The following is a 19,702-nucleotide window of genomic DNA, read 5'->3' as shown; positions in this document are numbered from 1 at the left end:
CGCCAGCGCCCCGAACGCGGCACGCGTTGCCCTTGCGTGCGTAGAAGCGGACCGCAGCGCGTTCCTCGCGTGCACCGGCCCATCGACCCCGGCCATGCCCGGTGAATACCATCGATCAGCGGATCCGGTCAACGTGTGCGACAGGCGGCCGACTCGGGGCTCAACGGCAGGGGACGTCGACATCGTGGGTTCAGAGGATCGGCGGCGGCTGCTCGCCGGGATCGGCGCGGCGCTCGGCCTGGCCGGGCCCTATCCGGAGTCCCTGCCGTCGGCCGGGGAAGGAACGTCGCCGGGCCGGAGGGTCCTGGCCGGCACCGAGGACGGCGCCGGACGGTTCGGCTGGATCGAGGAGACCACCGAGACCGACCACCGCAGCAGCCCGCCCATCGAGTTCACGATCAACGTCGCAGGCGGTGGAGCACGCCGGTGGCGGACCGGTCTCTACACCTACGCGCCCTACTTCGGGTGCCATGTGCATCTGATCAGGTTCTTCGGGGACGCCCTGGTGGTCGTCTACACGGACAAGCACGGCCCGCTGGTGGCCCGGGCCGTACCGGCCACCGGCGAGCGCCGGACCACCGGGATCGGCCGCGTCTTCGCGATCTCCGGCGAGCTCCTGGTCCACACGGACGACTTCGAGGATCTCGTGCACCCACTCCGGCTCGCGGACTTGGCCCCCGAGGTGCCGCTGCCCATGGCGCCGCCGCCAGAGCCACCGCACCGGGCGAAGCTGGAGGTCCGGGACGGTACGGTCCGGTGGACCGACCGTGTGCCGGGTCCGGCCGGCGAACCCGCGGGACGGGAGTGGCGCGTACGCCGGAGCGTCAGCCTGCGGCTGCCGGGTCCGGCGCAACGCGGCTTGCCCGCCGACCGGGAGGCGCTCTGGGCGCGGCTGCGCGAGCTGCTCCATGACGCGGACGCGCCGCAGGACGGCCCCGACATACTGATCGCCACCGCCGGACTGCCCTTCTGGTCTCCGCGCCGGAACCTGGCCGCCGGAAGGAACGGATCCGGTCCGCCGATCTGGTGGTTCGCCGCCGCGTACCACCTGTCCCTGCGCGAACTGTCCCTGCGCGAACTGTCCCTGCGCGAACAAGGGAGCCCCGGGGGCACCGACGCCGCCCGCTGGCGGGCATGGCTGGAACGGGTCGGCACCGGGTCCGGGGCCGTCCCGCCGGGATGGGATCCCGCCTGGACGGCCCGTGAGGGCACTGCGCGACTGGCGCTGGCGCACATCCGGGTGCGCGCCGCACAGCTCGCGCGGGCGTGTCATGACGGCGGCCTGCCCGCCCGTTACTGGCCGTACGGCCACAGCAAGGGCGCCTGGCGGCACCCGGTGCCGCTCGCCGAGTTCCCCGAGGCCTTCGCCCGCGCCTGGGAGCGAGTGCCGCCCGGGCTCTTCCCCGGTGCCGCGTCGTCAGCCGGACCGGGCCAGGCCCCGAGCCTCTAGACCCGGAGCCTCTAGACCCGGAGCCCCGAAAACCCTCTAGACCCCCAGGCTACGGCCGATGATCTCCTTCATGATCTCGGTGGTGCCGCCGAAGATCGTCTGGATCCGTACGTCCTGGTAGGCCTTGCCGATGGGGTACTCCATCATGTAGCCGTATCCGCCGTGCAGCTGGACGCACCGGTCGACGACGGTCTTGAGCAACTCGGTGTTCCAGTACTTCAGCATCGCGGCCTCCTCGGCGCTGAGGTCCGAGGTGCTCTCCTTGACGATGCACTGCTCGGTGAACGCGCGCGCGACCGACAGCTCGGTCTTCATCTCGGCGAGCGTGAACCGGTTGTGCTGGAACTTCCCGATCGGGCGGCCGAAGGCCTCCCGGGTCTTGCAGTACTCCAGGGTCTGCTCGAAGGCGGACTCGGCCGCCGCCAGCGCGGTGGTGCCGATCGACAGCCGCTCGCGGGCCAGGTTCTGCATGAGGTAGATGAAGCCCATGCCCTCCGCGCCGAGGAGGTTGGCCTGCGGCACCCGTACGTTGTCGAAGAACAACTCCGCGGTGTCCTGCGCGTGCATGCCCACCTTGTCCAGGTTGCGGCCGCGCTCGAACCCCGGCATGCCACGCTCGACCATCAGCAGGCTGACGCCCTTCGCCCCGGCGGCCGGGTCGGTCTTGGCCACGACGATCACCAGGTCGGCGAGGATGCCGTTGGAGATGAACGTCTTGGACCCGTTGAGGACGTAGTCGTCGCCGTCCTTGACCGCGGTGGTCTTGATGCCCTGCAGGTCGGACCCTGCGGCCGGCTCGGTCATCGCGATACCGGTGATGATCTCACCGGAGCAGTAGCCGGGCAGCCAGCGCCGCTTCTGCTCCTCGGTGCACAGCTGCCTGAGGTAGCCGCCGTTGATGTCGTTGTGCACCGCGAAACCGGGCCCGTGCACACCGGCCTTCGCGAGCTCCTCGTTGAAGACGATGTAGTACCGGTAGTCGTCGTTGCCGCCGCCGCCGTACTCCTCGTCGATGTCGATCCCGAGCAGCCCCTGACGGCCGGCCGCCAGCCAGACGTCGCGGGAGACGATGCCGTCCTTCTCCCACTGCTCGTGGAACGGCGTGATCTCCTTCGCGATGAAGGACCGCACCATGTCCCGGAAGGCCTCGTGCTCCTCGGTGAAGATCTCGCGTGCCATCAGGTGGATCTCCCTGTTCCTTCCGGCCCGCGGCCGGGGGCATACGCGGACCGCGGGTAAGTGGCTACTGATACATCATTAATGTAACACTGGCACTGTCACATACGTCGAGCAGCCTGGGGGGCCGATGACACCGGAGCTCACGGTGGACGAGCTGGCCGCCCGCGCCGGCGTCAGCGTACGGACCGTGCGCTTCTACGCGGGTCGCGGGCTGCTGCCGCCGCCGCGGCTGCGCGGCCGGACCGGGCTGTACGGACCCGAGCACCTCGGCCGGCTGGAACTCGTACGGGAACTTCAAACACTCGGGCTGACGCTGGCCTCGATCGAGAAGCACCTGCAGCGCATCCCCCTCGACGCCTCCCCCGAGGATCTCGCCCTGCAACGGGCCCTGCTGTCGCCCTGGGCACCCGACCAGCCCGAGGACCTCGACCGGCACGAGCTCGACAAGCGGGCCGGCCGGCATCTGGACGACGACACCCTCGACCGGCTGGCGGCGCTGGGCGTGGTGGAGCGGCTTCCCGCCGACCGGGTACGGGTGGCCAGCCCACCGCTGCTCGGGGTCACCGCCGAGCTGGCCGAGCTGCCGATGCCGCTCGAGACCCTGGTCGCCGCGCACGAGGCGATGGAACGGCACACCGCGGCCCTCGCCGACGATCTGCAACGCGTCTTCCAGGACACGGTCGTACGGCGGTATCGCGAGCAGGGCCGGCCCGCCGAGGAACGCGAGCGGCTGCTGGAGATGGCCACCCGGCTCAAGCCGCTGACCGTCCAGGCGGTCGTCACCTCGTTCCAGCGCGCCGTCGACCGCGCCATCCGCCGCTCGGTCCCCGACTGACACCCACCACGGGGGGGCAAGGGACGGCGGGGGTCAGGGGATCAGCATTCGGCTGCGGGTGACGACGATCTCCCGGGTGCCCGGGAAGGTGTGCCAGGTCCGCCAGTCCAGGCCGCGGGCGACGGGCCGGAGCAGGATGGCGCTGATCGCGTCCGGCGCTCCCGGATAGGTGCCGGCCAGCGCGTCCTCCCGGTCTGCGAGGTACTTCCGCAGGAAGGAGGTGGCCGACTGGAAGTCCGCCGCCGCGCGCCGGTAGACGTCGGCGGTGAAGCGGTAGGACCAGCCGCCGACCTCACGGCCCAGGCTGTACGGGAGCGGACCCGGGCGGCCGGGCAGCGTCGCGACCGTCTCGGTCACCGGGCCGGCGATCACCTGATGGGCCGAGCCGAGCAGCCGCAACTCCGCCCGCACGCCCCCGACCAGCAGCGGCAGCGTCACCAGCCCGTCGATGGGGGGCTCGTCCAGCGTGAAGCACAGGGTCTCGGCACGGGCGTCGGCGTACGCGGCGTCGAGGGCGGCCAGCATCCGGGGGCTCAGGCCAGGCGGGCCACGCCGGCGGCGACGCGCTCGTCGGTGGCCGTGAAGGCGATGCGCACGTGCCGGGCGCCCGCCGTGCCGTAGAAGTCGCCGGGGGCCACCAGGATGCCCAGTGCGGCGAGGTGCGCGACGGTGTCCCAGCACGGCTCGTCGCGGGTGGCCCACAGGTACAGCGACCCCTCGGAATGGTCGATACGGAAGCCGTACGACTCGAACGCGGCCTTCAGCATGGCCCGCCGCCGCCGGTAGCGCTCCCGCTGGACCTCGACGTGCGCGTCATCGTCGAGCGCCACGGCCATCGCCGCCTGCACCGGCGCGGGCATGATCATCCCGGCGTGCTTGCGGACCTCGAGCAGCCGCTTGACCACGTCCGGGTCACCCGCGACGAACCCGGCGCGGTAGCCGGCCAGGTTGGAGCGCTTGGACAGCGAGTGGACGGTGAGCAGCCCCTCGTGCGAGCCGCCGCAGATGTCGGGGTGCAGGATCGAGATCGGCGGCCGGGCCGGATCCCAGCCCAGCTCCAGGTAGCACTCGTCGTTGACGACCAGCACACCCCGCTCGCGGGCCCAGGAGACGACCTTGCGCAGGTGCTCGGCCGGCAGCACCTTGCCGGTGGGATTGGACGGGGAGTTGAGCCAGACCAGCGTGGGGTTGCCCGGGCCGAGCGACAGCAGCCCGTCGCTGGCCACCGACTCCGCTCCGGCGATGCGCGCTCCGACGTCGTAGGTGGGGTAGGCGAGCTCCGGAAAGACCACGCGGTCGCCGGGCCCAGCGCCCAGCAGGGTCGGCAGCCACGCCACGAGTTCCTTGGTGCCGATGGCCGGCAGGATCGCGGCAGGGTCCGCGTGCACCCCGAACCGGCGGCGCAGCCAGCCGGCCGCGGCCTCACGCAGCCGGAGCGTCCCGTACGTCAGGGGATAGCCCGGCGCGTCGGCGGCCTCGGCCAGGGCCCTGCGCACGATCTCCGGGGTCGGGTCGACGGGGGTACCGACCGACAGGTCGACGATGCCGTCCGGGTGCTCCAGCGCCGTCGCCTTGTACGGCTCCAGGCGGTCCCATGGAAAGTCCGGCAGCGTGATCAACGTCGCCCCCCTCTGCTACGGCTTCTACTGCGGCTCGTACGGCCCCGCCGGGTCCGTCCCGTGTTCCTGCCGGTGTTCCTGCCCGGCCGCACCGGCCGCCACCGAACGCCTCAAGGCCGCGACCACGAATCGTTGGCGACCGTGGTCACGGCCTTGACGCGATGCTTGTCGAGCGCGTTGAGCACGAAGGCTCCGGCGGTTATTCCTCGCTCTGCGGCGGCAGCGCCGCCACGATCGGGTGGTCACGGTCGATCTTGCCGACCTTGGACGCACCGCCGGGCGAACCGAGCTCGTCGAAGAACTCGACGTTCGCCTTGTAGAAGTCCTTCCACTGCTCCGGGACGTCGTCCTCGTAGTAGATGGCTTCAACAGGGCAAACCGGCTCACACGCACCACAGTCAACGCACTCGTCCGGGTGGATGTAAAGCATACGCTTGCCCTCGTAGATGCAGTCGACGGGGCACTCTTCAATACATGCTTTGTCGAGCAGATCCACGCAGGGTTGCGTAATGACGTAGGTCACGTCATGACTCCTCTCGGGCCTTCGCCACGGCTCACCGCAAGCTTGCTGAACCTAGTATGTCCGTGTCCGGTTACCCGATTCGACATGGGGGTCGCCACATGTCCGCCCGATTCGGCGCACGGTTGGTTCTCACCGTCACTCCGGCGGACGTGGGAAAGCGGGTCTCGCTCCGCCGCCGTCTGCCAACGGGAGAGTACAGCGACGTGGTCGGCGTACTCGAATCGTGGTCGGGCGGCGTCCTTGAGATCCGGCGCCGTACCGATGAGCTGGTCGAAGTCCCGGAGGGGATCATCGTGGCCGGCAAGGTCGTCCCGCCCGCGCCGCCGCGCCGCCCGCGCTAGCCCGCCGCGAGCGCCTCGCCGCGACGGCGCCGGCAGCCCTGTTCGTCCCGCCGCGGGAAGACACTCCGGACACGCCGAGATCGGCAGTAAATTGCCCCAGGCCCGCGAATGGCTGGACCCTGCTCGGCCCTTCTGACCTGGCCCCGCTGTGACCGGGCTCACACGGACAGGCTCACACGGACGGGCTCACACGGACAGGGCCCCCGCCCGGGCCGACCGGGATCCCCGCACCGGGCCTCCGGCGGTCACAGTCCCTCGGGGCGGTCGGGCCAGGAGGGGACCTCCGCGGGCAGGTCGGCGGCGACCCGCATGGGGAAGACCGCGGGCCGCTTCTCCAGGAAGGACGTGACCCCCTCGGCCGTGTCGGGTGAACCCCCGAGGGCGTTCATCAGCCGCGAGTCGGCGGCGTGCGCCTCCCAGGGCGAGGCGGCCGACAGCCCCGACCACATGAGCCGCCGGATGGCCGCCACGGACACCGCCGAGGTGTTGTCGGCGATCTCCCGGGCGAGCTCGTACGCCGCGGGCAGCAGCTCGCCGGGCGGCAGCACCCGGGAGACGAGCCGGCCGGAGAGCGCCTCGGAGGCTGGGAAGACGCGGCCGGTGGCCGCCCACTCCATCGCCTGCGAGATCCCCACCAGGCGCGGCAGGAACCAGCTGGAGGCCGCCTCGGTGACGATGCCGCGGCGGGCGAACACCAGCCCGAACCTGGCCGTGTCGGCGCACAGCCGCACGTCCATCGGGAGGGTCATGGTGATGCCGACGCCCACCGCCGCCCCGTTGATGGCGGCGATGACGGGCTTGAGGCAGCCGGCGATCCGCAGCGCCACCGTGCCGCCCCCGTCCCGGGGCGTACCGTCCGCCAGCAGATCGTCCCCGGCGAACATGTCGCCGTACCGGGTCCTGTCGAACGTCGCCCCGCCGCCCTCCAGGTCGGCGCCCGCGCAGAAGGCCCGCCCCGCGCCGGTGACCACCACGGCCCGTACGGAGTCGTCGGCGTCGATCTCGTCGAAGGCCGCGAGCATCTCCCCGCGCATCACGTAGGTGTAGGCGTTCATCCGGGAAGGCCGGTCGAGGGTGATCGTCGCGACCCCGTCCGCGACCTCGTAACGGATCTCCGTGTACGTCATGAACGCTCCCTTGGTCGGCGGAACGCCTGAATCCTAGACAGACGCGGGCGCTCCGCCGTACGAGGGGCCGCGGTCAGATCCGGGCGGCGGGGAAGAGCATGATGACCACCTCGCTGCGCCACTGCGACTCCGACCCGGCGAAGCCGCGCGGGGGCACCAGGGTGAGGTATCCGTTGCCGGGCCAGAGCCGGACGCGTACCTCGTAGGCGGTCAGCGGGTCCTCCGACTCCGCCATCGCCACGTCGTCCGGCGTCACCGACAGCTCGTCGGGCACCTCCCGCGAGGTGAGACCCAGCGTCTGCTCGAGGTCCGTCCAGAGGTCCTGGACCAGGTGATAGGCGAGCGAGTTCGTCAGCCGCGCCCAGGCCTGGCCGAGGTACGGCGGCAGCCCGAGGGTGCGGATCTCCGGGAGCCCGAGCCGGCCGAGCCCGGCGGTCGACAGGTGCAGGCCGTCGCCGTGCGTGGACCCACTGATCCGCACGAAGTGCTGGGGCAGAAACGCACCCGGATCGCCGGGGGCGTGGTCGACGCTCTCCGGGGGGACCAGCCGGCTCGTCAGCGGGTCGATCAGCACCCCGCCGGTGAGGTGCGCCAGCGCGCCACCGCTCGTCATCGCCTCGAACAGGTGCCGGGGCGGCCATCCGGGCGGCCCGCTCGCCTCGACCAGCAGGTGCCGTCCGCCGTGCCGCAGCCGGTCCAGCACCTCGGGCGGCGCGCCGCCGCGGGCGAGCAGCCCGGGCAGGGGCAGCGCGGCGTGGCCCGGCCCGATCTCCTCGATCCGGCCGCCCCGGGAGATCCCCTCCGGTGCGGGCCGGCGCGGATCCACCACGAGGAGCCGCGCGGTGAGCGTCCCGGGCACCGGCAACGTCAGGGTCTGCGCCATGGCAAAGACCGTACGCCCCCGCAACGACCGGGCCAACCGACTGGCCGCAGCCCCCTCAGGCCCCGGTGGGACGGCGGACCTGCCCATCCGGTCACGAACCGCACACCGCCCGGACCACCATCGGCAACCCACCATTACCTGCACCGATTGTCCGATATGTTGCTTGCGTGACTGGGGACTGTAGGGGGCGGGATGAGTAACTGGGCCGTTGTGACCTACGACAGCGCCTTCGGGTACGTCTCCGCTCACGGGGCGCCGCTGGTCGACCTGCTCGACCCGCAGCCGGGGGAAAAGATCATCGACTTGGGCTGCGGCACCGGCGCGCTCGCGGCCGAGATCGCCGCGCGCGGCGCGGAGACGCTCGGCATCGACGGGTCGTCGGAAATGATCGCCCAGGCGCGCGCGCTCAACCCGGAGCTGTCCTTCGCGGTCGGCGACGCCCATGAGTTCACCGTGGCGGAGCCGTTCGACGCGGTCGCCTCCAACGGCGCCCTGCACTGGATGACCCGCGACCCCGACGCCGTGATCAACAAGGCGTACGCGTCGCTCCGCCCGGGCGGCCGTTTCGTCGCGGAGATGGGCGGTGCGGGCAACTGCGCCGAGCTGATCGCCGCGATGCAGACCGCCTGGCGGGAGTTCGGGCTGTCCGAGCCGGAGCTGCCGTGGTACTTCCCCACCCCCGCGGAGTACGCCAACCGGCTCGAGGAGGGCGGCTTCACCGTCCGCCTGCTGGAGTACTTCGACCGGCCCACCCGGATGACCGAGGGCCCGGGCGGCGCCGCCGACTGGGTACGGATCTTCGCCGCCGAGCCGCTGGCCGACGTTCCGCCGGAGCTGACCGAGCCGCTGCTGGAGCGGATCAACGTACTGGCCGCCCCGGCGCTGCGGCGCGAGTCCGGCTGGGTCGCCGACTACGTGCGGCTGCGCTTCGCCGCCGTGCGCAAGCCCGACGGCAGCACGCCCCCGCCGGAACTCGCCCACCCCGCCCCCGCGCTGTCCCGCGTCAGGTGAGCAGGTAGCCGAGGCGGGCGACCGCGTTGGGCCGGTCCAGTGACTCCAGCAGCTCGGTGACGTCGATGCGGTCCCAGGCCGGTCCCACGTAGACGTGCTGGCGCAGCGGGTGCTCGAACCGGTAGCCCCGGCGGCGCAGCGCCTCGTGCACCAGCGGGCCGAGCGTACGGGCCGCCGGTTCCAGCCCCGGCGACTCCACTCCCGCGTTGCGCAGGATCTCCACGGCGCGGCCGTCCGCGACCAGGTCCAGGACCTCCGGAGCGGTCGCCCTGGACTGCCGCAGCAGCCACGCGGCGGCCGTCCTGATCGCCAGCGCCCGCCGGTTCAGCCCGGCGTCCCACACCTCGTGCGGGACCTCGTCGAAGGTCACCGGGCGCAGCCGCTGATCCTGACCCGCGTCTTCCGGGGACAGGAACTCCTCGGCCAGCAGCCGGGCGAAGCCGGTCTCGGTGGTGATGCCGAGCGGCCGCAGCCGTACGGGCCGGGTCCCGCCGTCGCCCGGGGCCGGTGCGGTCGCCGGGCCGGACGGATCCAGCGGTACGGGTCGTACGCTCGCCGCGGCGGCCTCCCGGTCGCGGCCCTGCCGGTCACGGTCCTGGCGGCCGCGCTCCTGCCGCAGCGTCCAGCGCCAGCCGTCCCAGAGGTCGACCGGGTAGTAGCCCGCGTTGGCGAGCGGACCGGTGTACTGCAGGACGAAGCGCTCGAACGACACGGCCACGTGCGCGGCCTGCAGCAGCGCGCTGGCCACCGACTCCGGGCAGACTCCGCGGGCGGGCAGCCGGTTGACGACCCCGCCCCGGCGGCTCTGCTGATAGGTCAGCTCGTGCCCGATGACGTCGGCCAGCCCGTCGGCGTCCAGCCCCAGGACGTACGGCAGGCCGACCAGCAGCCGGCTCTGCCCCGAGCCTGCCAGCTCCACCTCCGGTACCGGATAAAGCTCCACCACATCGGGCGCGGCCACCCCCAAGCGGTCCGCGGTGTCCCGGATGAACCGCCATAGTTCTGGCTGGCTGTCCGGCCCGACGCGGTAAGTGATGAGATCTCGAGTCTTCATGACTTCCCCCGTCTGATGACGAGAAGTACGTTACCAAGAGGTAAATCCCTTGTGGCTGGACGGCCACAGGTGGTCGCCACCTAGGGTGGGGGGATGCTGCGGCTGTATGACGAGCGGACGGGCCGTGTTTCCGACCTTACGTGCGCCCGGCCCGGCCGGTTGGTGCTGCGCGTCAACTCCGGGGAAGGCCTGCGCGGACAGGTGCTGGGCGATCTCATCCGCCGTTTCTGCGAGCGGCAGCGGCTGCGCGTGTTCTCCTTCACCAACGGCTCCACCGCGGCCCTGAACATCCGGCCCGGGCTGGACGGAGACCCTCCCGGTGTGGACCTCGGTGTGGGTGATGTCTCATCCAAGACCGCCGCGCAGCGGCAGATCGAGATCGGTGGCACGGGTCCCCTGCCCAGCCCCGAGGAGGTGGAGGCCCGCGGGCTGGATCCGCTCGCGCTGCGGCTGGTGATCCTGCGCTGCCACTACCGGGAGACCCTCGACCCGTCCTGGGAGGACCTGCAGGACGCGGACGCGGATCTGCGGGAGTGGCGGGCCGAGATGGCGGGCTGGGCCAGGGCGCCGGGCAGGCCGATGTCCTCCGGCTACGTCGCGGAGGCCGACTCGGCCCTGTGCGACGACCTCAACGTCCCCCAGGCCCTGCGGGTGCTCCGGCAGCTGGCCGGCGACCCGGCCGTGCCGCCCGGCGCCAAGTTCGAGTCCTTCCTCCATCTGGACCTGACCCTCGCCCTCGATCTGGTCCGCGACATCGGCCGCTGAACGGACGAATTCCTGCACAACCGATGGTTCGCCATCTATCGCCGACGGTCGTCGGTGACGGCCCTGAGCTCGGTAATCTCTGGGCCAATGAACAGCCAAGACCGCCGGGTCCGCACCGCAGCGGGGTTCGCCGCGCTGGCGTTCCTGCCGGCCGCGTGCGCCACCACGTCGGGCACCGCCGGGCGGTTCCGGCCCGCGGGCGCCGCCCCCCTCGACGGCCCGCCGGTCACCGCCGAGGCCGCGACCGCGCGGTCTTCGGACGCCCGGTCGGTGCTCGGCCAGTACCGCCGGTTCCACGAGGTCTTCCACGACGCGCTGGCCACCAACGATCCACAGCACATCCCGGAGGTCGCCACCGGCCTGGCCGCGCGACAGCTGACCGAGACGGTGCGGCGGCAGGCCCGGCAGGGCATCGTCCGGCGCGGGCACGACGCTGTGAATCCCCGGATCGCGCTGCTCCGGCCCGGCACCGCGGTGGTGGTGGACTGCGTCGTCACCGGGGGCCTGTGGACCTACCGGGTACGCAGCGGCACCCGTACGGGCGCGATCCCGGAGCCCACTCCCACGCCGAGAAGGTTGCGGGCGCTGCTGACGCTGGACGGCGGTGTCTGGAAGGTGGCGCAGACCAGGGTCCCCGCGGACTCGCGATGCTGACCCTCTCCTCCCGGTCCCCCCGCCGCCCGGCCATGCGGGGCGGCCTGGTCGCTCTCGTCCTGCTGCTCACGCTGTCGGTCACACTCACCCTGCCGGCCGTACTCGCCGGGCCCGCGGCGGCCGGGCCCCTCTCCGGCAGATCTTGGCGGGCCGGGCCGCACTGCTCCGACGGCGGCGGCTGGGAGTGCCTCATCTCGGTCGGGCACCCCGGCTCCACGGCGCACTCCGGCGGCCGTCCACACGGCCCGTCCGGGGGTGGCCGGCCGGCTGCGGCCCCCGACCTCGCCCTGCCGGACTGCTCCGCGCTCGGCGGTGCCCAGGAGTGCCTGAACCTGCCCGGATCGGTCGAGGTCGCGCCGCTCGTCCGCACGGCGGACCTCGCGGCGATGGCGATGGACCGGATCGCCTTGCCCGTACCCCGGCCGCACACCAGCCCGTCCGCCCGGACCTGGATCGGCCTGCGCACCTTCCTGTGGATCGACCGCCGCCTCTGGCATCCGTACACGGCTGGCGCGGCGGTGCCCGGCCAGCGGGTCACCCTGATCGCACGGCCGACCAGGGTGGCCTGGCACACCGGCGAGATGCGGGTCGAGTGCGCCGGGCCGGGCGAGCCCTACCGGCCCGGTGCGACGCCCGGCTGTGGCTACACCTACCGGCGCTCCTCGGCGCACGTGCCGGGCGGCGGGTACGAACTGACCGCGACGGTCTTCTACACCGTCGAGTGGACCTGTACCGGCTCCTGCGACACGGCCGCCGGTTCGGGAGGACCACTGCCCGCCACCGGCCGTACCCGGCTGTCGGTCGGCGAGATCCAGACCGAGACCACGACTCCGGCCTGACCCTGGCTCCGGTGTTGCTCCGGCGGACCTGTGCCCGGGCCGACAGGATCGGATCAGCGGGCCAGATCAGCCGGCCAGATCAGCCGGCCGGGTCCGCGGGCGGGGCGAAGGTCGGGGCCCCGCAGCACTTCTTGTACTTGCGTCCCGACCCGCACCAGCAGTCCTCGTTACGGCCGGGCGGCCACTTCACCAGCGTGATCCCGTCACCCTCGGCGTAGGCCTGCCAGGTCTCCCGCTGGGCGGGGTCGTGCCCCTGCTCTTCGGCGAAGGCCAGCAGGCCCGGCACCTCGATGAGGGCGATCCCCGGGGCGGCTCCGCCACGGCCGACGGAGCCGCGCAGTGACCGTTCCACCTCCCGCCGGTGGTCCTCGTGGGTTCCGCCCAGCAGTTCGCTCCGGCCGGCCTCGGCGAAGTCCGCCGCCGGGAAGTACGGAACCCGCACCTGCACGGCGGCCGGGGCCCGGGCCGCGGCGGCCTGCCGTGCCTGCTCCGCGTACTCCTCGACCGCCGCGTCGAACCCGGGGTCGGACGCCGTGACCAGCCGCCGGCGCACCTGGTCGAGGAACATGAAGCGGGCGGGACGCAGCCCGGCCGTCATGGCCTCTGTGATCGCCGTCTCGAGCCAGCCCACGGCCGTCCGCGTGTCCCCGATGAACTCACCGACGGTGCGCGCCGCGTCGGCGTACACGTTGAACTCGCGGTCCGTGACGGACTTGGCGTCCTCCTCGCCCAGCACCGACCGCACCACCCGCATGGCCTCGTCATCCCGGCCGGCCCGCGCGTGGAATCCGGCGATGCGCAGGAAGCCGCGGGTCCGGTCGGCCGCGTCGAGGTCCAGGTCGAGGATCCGGTGCTCGGTGGCGATGGCCTCGTCGTACCGGGCGGCCTCGACGTACAGGTCGGCGAGCTCTTCCAGGTAGACCGCCAGCTCCGGGTCGCCCTCGGCGCGCGGATCGGACAGCGCCCGCTCCATCAGCGCCAGGACCGCCTCCTCGTCGCCGTCCTCGTAGGCCGCGTCGAGCACCTCCTCCAGGTCGAGCGGCTGGAAGTGGTCATCGGTCAAACGGATCCGGTCTGCCATGCGTCCATCGTCCCGCAACCAGCCCCGTGGTACGTCCGGAGCAGGCGCTACGCGACGGACGGTCGAGCCCGAGCCGGTAGTCGAGTCCAAGCCGGTAAAAGTCGGGGCCCGTGAAGTCAGGTGCCGTGAGGTCAGGGCCCGTGAGGTCAGGTGCCGCTGAAGTCGCGCAGCCAGTTGTCGCAGTGGATCACGTCGACACGTCCGGTGCGGCCGGGCGGATCCACGGCGGCCGCCTGCGCGAGCATGTCGAGGTCCATCGAGTGGCGGAAATGGACGGCGGCCACCTTCTCGGATCCCGGGAACGTGGGGCGGTAGTAGTCGTTCGTCCCGCTCCTGGTCTGGACCAGGCGGGACGTCCTCCGCTGCGTCAGCCAGACGATCGCCCCGGTCGACGCCTTCAACGCGAAGACGGGGGTGGGGAACGCGAAACTGACGTCCTTCGCGGCCCACCCGAACTTCGCGGCGCTCGCCCGCCCGTCCAACACCTTCTTCGCCAACTGGGACGTGCAGCGCCCCTCCGAGAAGGGAGAGCCCGCGGGGAGCTTGCCGCCGTTGCGCAGGGCGGCGTTCTGGTCCGCGGTGAGCCGCTCCGAGAGCCCGCCGGGCGGGATCCGGTAGTGCGTGTCGTCGGGCCGCACCTCGGTGGCGTAACCCTGCTGGTCGAGGGTGACGCGCGGGTACCGCTGGCGGCCGTCGGGCGGGTAGGACGCCATGACCGCGCGCCAGCCGGCCCGTTGCCCGGCAAAGATGATCGTCAGACCGGGTATGCCCTTTCCGCTGCCCGTGCCCGCCATCGCCGCGAACCACCGCTGCCTGCCGCCGTGGATCCTGGGTATCCAGAACGTGGGGTTGCGCCAGACCGCGCCCGTGGGCGCGGGCTGGTGGTACGTGCGAGCCCAGGTGAGCGCGGCGCGCTCCACCCCGAGGAAGGGTTCCGCATCGGCCCGCGCCAGCAGATCGCCGTCGAGGGCCGCGTAGGCCCGGTCGACCGTGGCCAGATACGAGGTCAGCACCCGCCGTGCCTGGGCGTACGACAGCGCGGGCGGATCGCTCTGGCCGTTGAGCACCAGCACCGTGGCGACCGTGGCCACGGCCACGCCACCGGCGATGCCCGCCGCGCCCTTGGCCCCACCGACCTTGGCCAGCGCTCCCTTGCCGGCCACGGTATGGGCGGCCTGCTGCCCTGCGTGGGCGGCGGTGTGAGCGGCGGCCGTCGAGCCGGTGGCGTGCGCCACCGTACCGGCCGCCGCGCCGTGACCGAGCACGGCGGAGGCGACCGCCGCCGTGCTGGCGGCCGTGGCGACGGCCGCGAGTCCGGAGCCCATCGCGGCCAGGCCGATCCGCTCCCAGTCCGGCCCGTAGCCCAGGGAGGCGACCTCTTCCAGCTCGGCGAGGAAGTCCGCCGCGCCGGCCGGACGCTCGGCCGGGTCCTTGGCCATCCCGTGCCGGACGAGCGGCCGGAGCGACTCCGGCACCGTCTCCACCGGCACGGGCACGCTGGTGTGCTCCGCCATCAGGGTCTCGCTGTGCACGCTCCGGAAGGGCTTGCTGCCGGTGACGCACTCGTAGAAGACGCACGCGGCGGCGTAGACGTCCGTGGCCGGCGAGGCCGGATCTCCACGCCACTGCTCGGGCGACATGTACGCCGGGGTGCCGGCCCGGCTGCTCTCCCCGTACAGGACCGAGATGCCGAAGTCGATGAGCTTGCTGCTGCCGTCCGGCTGGACCACGACGTTGGCCGGCTTGTAATCGCGATGTACGACACCCACCGCATGGGCGGCGGTGAGACCGAGCAACGAGCCCTTCAACGTGACCAGGGCTTCCTCGGGCGTGAGCGGCATGCCACTGCGCTCGGCCAGCACCGCCCGGAGGGAGGCCCCGTCGATGGCCTCCATGACGATGGCCGCACCGTCCGGTCCCTGGATGAACGAGTGCAGCCTGGCCACATGTGGATTGGTCACCCGCCGCAGCAGCTCGGCCTCTCTGGCGAACATCTGCAGGTGGAAGGGCGAGGAGAGCAGGTCCGCGGCAAGGTACTTGATCGCCACCTCCTCGCCGGAGTGCTCGTCCACGGCCAGCACCACGCGCCCCTGGGCCCCGGCTCCCAGTTCCCGCTCCTCCACATAGCCCGGCACCCGCCAGGCCGTAGGCGCATCAGTCACAGGTATCGGACCTTTTGCAGATCGTTCGGGGACGGAATCACAGGGCCGGCCGGGTCGGCCCTGTTGGTGGGTCGAATGATCGCGGGGGCAGGGTCAGCCGAGCGCCTTCAACTGCTTCGAGAGAACCGTGGACGCCCGCTTGGAGATCGCGTCGCCCGAGTCCTTCGGGACGGTCCGCTCGGAGTAGAGGGTCACGATGACGAGGTTCCCCCGGACGGAATAGTCGTAGGAGTAGAAGATGATGTCGTCCTTCTTGGGATGGGTGTGGAACACCCCTCGTTCCCAGCCGTGCAGATGCGTCCAGTTCTGCACGACGTCCTGCGGGGCGAGGGTCCATGTGTCGTCGTGCGCGAAGAGGGTCGCGTTGGTGGTGGAGTCCTTCCGGGAGGCGACGTGCTGCTTCGGCGGGCACGCCGTCGCGGCGGCCTTGAGCGCCGCGAACGCGCCGTCGGCCTGTTTCTGGTCCGGGTACAGGGCGATGAACTGGGAGTAGTACATGTCATTCGAAACCCGGACGCTGGCGGTGTACTGCCGCAGACCCGTCTCCGGCTTCCCGGGGAGTTTGACCCCGGACTGCGAGCACATGAGCGCCTTGCCCTCCAGGAGGGCGCGGGTTCCGATGATGGTCTGCTTGAAGCGCGGGCCGATGTCCTTGGCCTTGAGGAGACCGCGCAGAACCTGCTGCGATGTGAAGTGCGGAGGCGGTGACGTCGGCGACGAGACCCCTGCCGACGCGGAACTCGCGCTCTTCGACTTCTTCGGCGACGCATCGCCACCGCATCCGGCCGAGGTGAGCCCGGCGAGGACCAGACAGACGACAATCGAGGTACGAGCCGCCAAGCGAGGCACTGTCCACCCTTCGGTCGGAGCGGGACTAATTGCGTGACACGGCCTGGATCTCACCGACCGTCAGCGCGTAGGGCGCGGAGGGGTTGGCGAGGTCGTCCATCGGCGCACCCCCCGCGCAACCTGCCGTGCAGGCCCATCTCACCCTGAAGTAGATGGTGGCGCTGATCGAATAGGGCTGATGTCCGCCCTTCGGCGACGCCTTCTTGTAGGTGTAGCTGCAGCTCGCACTGGTCCGCGACCCCGGGCCGTTGCAGTTCTTCCGCGTTTCCACGAGCTTCCACTTCGCCGTGTAGGGGACGGCGGTGACCTGGACCGTTATCCCTCCCTGCGAGCGCGTCTGCGGCTGTGGGGTCACCCAGCCGTTCAGCCACAGGTAGGTCAGCAGCTTGGCGTAGGTGGTGCCCGTGCCGTTGCCACCGGGCGCCGTGTGCACCACGACCGGGGGCAGGGGGTATCCGGCCCGCGCCTCGGCGGCCAGCACCGCCGGATCCGGAGGCGGGTCGCCGACCGGGACCGCGCCGCCCCCCGCCGGGGGCTGCTGGCCGGGGTTCCCGCACAGTGCCGGGTCGAGGCAGTCGTCGATGGGGCTGATATCCGGCGGCGGCTCCCCACAGCCGAGCGGGAGATCACAGGGAGCGGCTCCGGCCCGTCCCTGCGCGAGCAGGACCGTGCAGCTCATGACGGCGGCGAGGAACGCCGCGAGGATCACGTTGGCGGACCTGCCAGAACGACGAAGCCTGCTCAGCACTTGGACCCCCCTTCCTGGGTGTAGGCCCTCCACGTCCGAGAGCCGGGGTCGTACCGCATTGCGTACCGGGAGAGCCTGGTGGTGGGTTTGTTGCTTCCTGAGGCGATCCGTTTGCCGGTCCTGACGGAGAAGGCGTACCAGTTGACGGTCCGCACGCAGTCGATGACCACTGCCTCGGTCCGGTCGGCCCGCCAGGTCTGTACCCGCGGGTTCAGCTGGAGCGCGAACCGGTAGACCAGTCGGCGCCCGATGGTCTGCCGGACGTCCTTCGTGACGGCGGCGAGCAGCGGATTCGTCGCGACGCCGTCGAGCTCGGAGGGGTCGCCCGCCTCGTAGGCGCGCTGGTACGCGGCCTGGTAGGCGCGGTACCCGTCCAGGACCGCCTTGGTGTAGTCCGGGGTCGTCATCGCGCTCGGCGCGGGAGCGGACGGCGAGGAGGCCGCCGGGTCGACTTCGGACGTCGCGGTGTCGCCGCCGCTCGGGTGGAACGTGCCATCGCCGGTCTTTGCCGCGCCACAACCTGTGAGCAGCGCCGCCGACAGTGCGACCAGCGCGAGCCCACCTACCGGACGTTCAAACCGGACGCGCATCGCGCTCCCTGAACAATCAGCCGAGAGTGGGGCGTTGCAGCACGCGAGTTTACTGAGCCTTGGTAGACGAGAAAAGGTGTCCGGCGAGGCCGAGACCCGAACGTGCTCTTACCGCGACAAGGTCGCGGGCATCGTCGACGGTCTCGAGAAGGCGCGTCGCCATGGCCAGCCGAGCACAGAGTCAAGATCCGGCGCGCGGTTCGCCCGGTCGGTCACGCCGCTCACCTGGCGGCCCTCGGGTGGCTACGGCACCATCCAGGAGAGCACCCCGGTCGCCTGGAGGCCGGCGAGCAGGCACATCCCCGCGAGGAAGATCAGGCTCCACAGGACCACCCGGCGGAAGATGTCGCCCTCCTTGCCGTCGAGGCCGACGGCGGCGGCGGCGATGGCGAGGTTCTGCGGGGAGATCATCTTGCCCAGTACGCCGCCGGAGCTGTTGGACGCGGCCAGCAGCACCGGCGACAGCCCGGCCTTGTCGGCGGCCGTGATCTGCAGGGCGCCGAACAGCGAGTTGGAGGAGGTGTCGGAGCCTGTCACGGCGACCCCGAGCCAGCCCAGGATCGGCGACAGGATCGCGAAGGCACCGCCGGCTCCGGCCACCCAGGTGCCCAGCGTGATCGTCTGCCCGGAGGCGTTCATCACGAACGCCAGGGCGAGGACGGCCATGACGGTGAGGATCGCCCAGCGCAGCTGCGCCAGCGTCACCCCGTAGGCCCGTAGCGCCCGCCCCACGCCGACCCGCAGCGCGAGCATGGTCAGCAGCCCGGCGATCAGCATCTGGGTGCCCGGCGTGGTCAGCAGGTTCAGGGTGAACGTCGGCAGGGTCAGCGGCTTGCCCTTGACGTTGAACAGGTGCAGCCCCGGCCAGTGGAAGGTCTGGGTCACCCGGTCGAGCGCCTCCTTGACGACGGAGATCTGACCGAGCACGAAGACCCCGATGATGATGGCGTACGGCGCGTACGCCCGGACGACCTCCGCGCGCGCGTCGGGGTGGGCGACCCGGTCGGCGAACTCCGGGGTCGGCTCGTCCGCGGCTCCACCCGCGACGACCGGCGCGGCCTCGGTGTAGGACTCCCGGGGGCGCCACATCCGTACGAGCAGTACGACCGCGGCCGCGGAGACCAGCGCGGCGACCACGTCGGTCAGCGGCACGGACACGAAGTTCGACGTGAGGTACTGCGCGACGGCGAAGGCGAGGCCGCACACCAGAGCGGCGGGCCAGGTCTGCCGCAGCCCGCGCCGCCCGTCCACGATGACCACCAGGACCAGCGGGACGAACACGGCCAGGATCGGCGTCTGGCGTCCCACCATCGAGCCGAGCGTGTCGGTCGGGATGCCGGTGACCTTCCCGAGGGTGATGATCGGGGTGGCCATCGCGCCGAACGCCACCGGCGCGGTGTTGGCGGTGAGGGCGAGCACCGCGGCCTTGAGCGGCCGGAAGCCCAGGGCGAGGAGCATGACCGAGGTGACCGCGACCGGGGTGCCGAACCCGGCGAGAGCCTCGATCAGGGCGCCGAACGAGAACGCGATGATGATCGCCTGGATCCGCTGGTCGTCACTGACCTGGGTGAACGACCGCCGCAGCACGTCGAAGTGCCCGGTCGCGACGGTGATGTTGTAGACCCAGATGGCATTGATGACGATCCACAGGATGGGGAAGAACCCGAAGGCCGCGCCCTCGGATCCGGCGAGCAGCGCCTGGCCGACCGGCATCCCGTACACCGCTATCGCGATCAAGAGGGCCACCGCGAGAGCGATCAACGAGGCGGTCCACGCCCGCATCCGCAGCGCGCCGAGCAGGAGGAAGAGCACCAGCAGTGGCAACGCCGCCACCAGGGAGCTCCAGGCGAGTGAATGGGCCACCGGGTCGAGAACCTGCGTGTACATCGCGATCACCTCGGGGGAAAGGCAGCTCTCTGCCCCTCCCCCGAGGCGGCGGTTTTACACGCCTTCGGCGGCCTATGGTGCGATCGCGTGGTCGGGCCGCCCGGA

20 protein-coding genes are annotated in these 19,702 nt (G+C 71.7%); 7 read left to right on the top strand and 13 right to left on the bottom strand.

Features of this window, described 5'->3' with window-relative positions:
- The first annotated feature begins 184 nt into the window (after positions 1-184).
- A complete protein-coding gene (locus ACRYCC_RS12395) occupies positions 185-1,450 on the top strand; it encodes a hypothetical protein (protein ID WP_433811402.1) in 1,266 nt (421 codons plus the stop codon).
- Between the two features lie 36 nt (positions 1,451-1,486).
- Here ACRYCC_RS12395 and ACRYCC_RS12390 read toward each other — a convergent pair whose 3' ends face one another.
- On the bottom strand, positions 1,487-2,629 hold the full coding sequence (locus ACRYCC_RS12390; RefSeq protein ID WP_433811400.1) for an acyl-CoA dehydrogenase family protein: 1,143 nt from the start codon (positions 2,627-2,629) through the stop codon (positions 1,487-1,489).
- A gap of 127 nt (positions 2,630-2,756) precedes the next feature.
- Between ACRYCC_RS12390 and ACRYCC_RS12385 the strand changes: the two genes are divergently transcribed.
- The gene (locus ACRYCC_RS12385) at positions 2,757-3,464 is read left to right on the top strand and encodes a MerR family transcriptional regulator (RefSeq protein ID WP_433811398.1); all 708 of its coding nucleotides are present in this window, start codon (positions 2,757-2,759) and stop codon (positions 3,462-3,464) included.
- A gap of 33 nt (positions 3,465-3,497) precedes the next feature.
- Here the strand turns inward: ACRYCC_RS12385 and ACRYCC_RS12380 are convergent, their stop codons facing one another.
- The 3 genes from ACRYCC_RS12380 to fdxA form a co-directional block, all read right to left on the bottom strand.
- Complete coding sequence (locus ACRYCC_RS12380) at positions 3,498-3,989, bottom strand: DUF2617 family protein (RefSeq protein WP_433811396.1); 492 nt, start codon at positions 3,987-3,989, stop codon at positions 3,498-3,500.
- 8 nt (positions 3,990-3,997) lie between these two features.
- Positions 3,998-5,083 carry a succinyldiaminopimelate transaminase gene (dapC, locus tag ACRYCC_RS12375; protein ID WP_433811394.1) on the bottom strand — a complete coding sequence of 362 codons (1,086 nt, stop codon included), beginning with the start codon at positions 5,081-5,083 and terminating at the stop codon, positions 3,998-4,000.
- A gap of 199 nt (positions 5,084-5,282) precedes the next feature.
- On the bottom strand, positions 5,283-5,606 hold the full coding sequence (fdxA, locus tag ACRYCC_RS12370) for a ferredoxin (RefSeq protein WP_433811392.1): 324 nt from the start codon (positions 5,604-5,606) through the stop codon (positions 5,283-5,285).
- 98 nt (positions 5,607-5,704) lie between these two features.
- On the opposite strand from fdxA, the gene ACRYCC_RS12365 reads away from it, so the two are divergent.
- Positions 5,705-5,947, top strand: coding sequence for a putative acetyltransferase (locus ACRYCC_RS12365; protein ID WP_433811390.1), 243 nt, complete (start codon positions 5,705-5,707; stop codon positions 5,945-5,947).
- 245 nt (positions 5,948-6,192) lie between these two features.
- Here ACRYCC_RS12365 and ACRYCC_RS12360 read toward each other — a convergent pair whose 3' ends face one another.
- Both ACRYCC_RS12360 and ACRYCC_RS12355 read right to left on the bottom strand, forming a co-directional pair.
- Positions 6,193-7,074 carry a crotonase/enoyl-CoA hydratase family protein gene (locus ACRYCC_RS12360; RefSeq protein ID WP_433811388.1) on the bottom strand — a complete coding sequence of 294 codons (882 nt, stop codon included), beginning with the start codon at positions 7,072-7,074 and terminating at the stop codon, positions 6,193-6,195.
- A 73-nt stretch (positions 7,075-7,147) separates the two neighbouring features.
- Positions 7,148-7,957 (bottom strand): hypothetical protein, encoded by an 810-nt coding sequence (locus tag ACRYCC_RS12355; protein WP_433811386.1) that lies wholly within the window; start codon positions 7,955-7,957, stop codon positions 7,148-7,150.
- Positions 7,958-8,149: 192 nt separating this feature from the next.
- On the opposite strand from ACRYCC_RS12355, the gene ACRYCC_RS12350 reads away from it, so the two are divergent.
- Positions 8,150-8,968: a class I SAM-dependent methyltransferase gene (locus tag ACRYCC_RS12350; RefSeq protein ID WP_433811384.1), complete on the top strand. Its 819-nt coding sequence runs from the start codon at positions 8,150-8,152 to the stop codon at positions 8,966-8,968.
- Here the strand turns inward: ACRYCC_RS12350 and ACRYCC_RS12345 are convergent.
- Positions 8,961-10,022 (bottom strand): M48 family metalloprotease, encoded by a 1,062-nt coding sequence (locus ACRYCC_RS12345; protein WP_433811382.1) that lies wholly within the window; start codon positions 10,020-10,022, stop codon positions 8,961-8,963. The genes ACRYCC_RS12350 and ACRYCC_RS12345 overlap by 8 nt on opposite strands.
- Positions 10,023-10,115: 93 nt before the next feature.
- On the opposite strand from ACRYCC_RS12345, the gene ACRYCC_RS12340 reads away from it, so the two are divergent.
- From ACRYCC_RS12340 to ACRYCC_RS12330, 3 genes are all read left to right on the top strand, one after another.
- Positions 10,116-10,787 (top strand): hypothetical protein, encoded by a 672-nt coding sequence (locus tag ACRYCC_RS12340; RefSeq protein WP_433811380.1) that lies wholly within the window; start codon positions 10,116-10,118, stop codon positions 10,785-10,787.
- A gap of 87 nt (positions 10,788-10,874) precedes the next feature.
- Positions 10,875-11,441 carry a hypothetical protein gene (locus ACRYCC_RS12335; protein WP_433811378.1) on the top strand — a complete coding sequence of 189 codons (567 nt, stop codon included), beginning with the start codon at positions 10,875-10,877 and terminating at the stop codon, positions 11,439-11,441.
- Positions 11,435-12,280, top strand: coding sequence for a hypothetical protein (locus ACRYCC_RS12330; protein ID WP_433811376.1), 846 nt, complete (start codon positions 11,435-11,437; stop codon positions 12,278-12,280). Before ACRYCC_RS12335 ends, ACRYCC_RS12330 begins: the two co-directional genes overlap by 7 nt.
- Positions 12,281-12,359: 79 nt before the next feature.
- Here ACRYCC_RS12330 and ACRYCC_RS12325 read toward each other — a convergent pair whose 3' ends face one another.
- The 6 genes from ACRYCC_RS12325 to ACRYCC_RS12300 form a co-directional block, all read right to left on the bottom strand.
- Positions 12,360-13,361 carry an SEC-C metal-binding domain-containing protein gene (locus ACRYCC_RS12325; protein WP_433811374.1) on the bottom strand — a complete coding sequence of 334 codons (1,002 nt, stop codon included), beginning with the start codon at positions 13,359-13,361 and terminating at the stop codon, positions 12,360-12,362.
- Positions 13,362-13,507: 146 nt separating this feature from the next.
- Positions 13,508-15,523 carry a protein kinase domain-containing protein gene (locus tag ACRYCC_RS12320; RefSeq protein ID WP_433811372.1) on the bottom strand — a complete coding sequence of 672 codons (2,016 nt, stop codon included), beginning with the start codon at positions 15,521-15,523 and terminating at the stop codon, positions 13,508-13,510.
- 93 nt (positions 15,524-15,616) lie between these two features.
- On the bottom strand, positions 15,617-16,363 hold the full coding sequence (locus tag ACRYCC_RS12315; protein ID WP_433811370.1) for a hypothetical protein: 747 nt from the start codon (positions 16,361-16,363) through the stop codon (positions 15,617-15,619).
- 34 nt (positions 16,364-16,397) lie between these two features.
- Positions 16,398-17,120 carry a hypothetical protein gene (locus ACRYCC_RS12310; RefSeq protein ID WP_433811368.1) on the bottom strand — a complete coding sequence of 241 codons (723 nt, stop codon included), beginning with the start codon at positions 17,118-17,120 and terminating at the stop codon, positions 16,398-16,400.
- The gene (locus ACRYCC_RS12305; RefSeq protein ID WP_433811366.1) at positions 17,114-17,710 is read right to left on the bottom strand and encodes a hypothetical protein; all 597 of its coding nucleotides are present in this window, start codon (positions 17,708-17,710) and stop codon (positions 17,114-17,116) included. The genes ACRYCC_RS12310 and ACRYCC_RS12305 overlap by 7 nt, the downstream gene beginning before the upstream one ends.
- Positions 17,711-17,953: 243 nt before the next feature.
- Positions 17,954-19,597 (bottom strand): L-lactate permease, encoded by a 1,644-nt coding sequence (locus ACRYCC_RS12300; RefSeq protein ID WP_433811364.1) that lies wholly within the window; start codon positions 19,595-19,597, stop codon positions 17,954-17,956.
- Positions 19,598-19,702 lie beyond the last annotated feature (105 nt).

The sequence above is a fragment of the Actinomadura scrupuli genome (assembly GCF_050971785.1).
Taxonomy (GTDB): domain Bacteria; phylum Actinomycetota; class Actinomycetes; order Streptosporangiales; family Streptosporangiaceae; genus Actinomadura_E; species Actinomadura_E scrupuli.
Note: the sequence above shows the minus strand (reverse complement) of the source record. Positions and strands in the feature narration are given on the sequence as shown.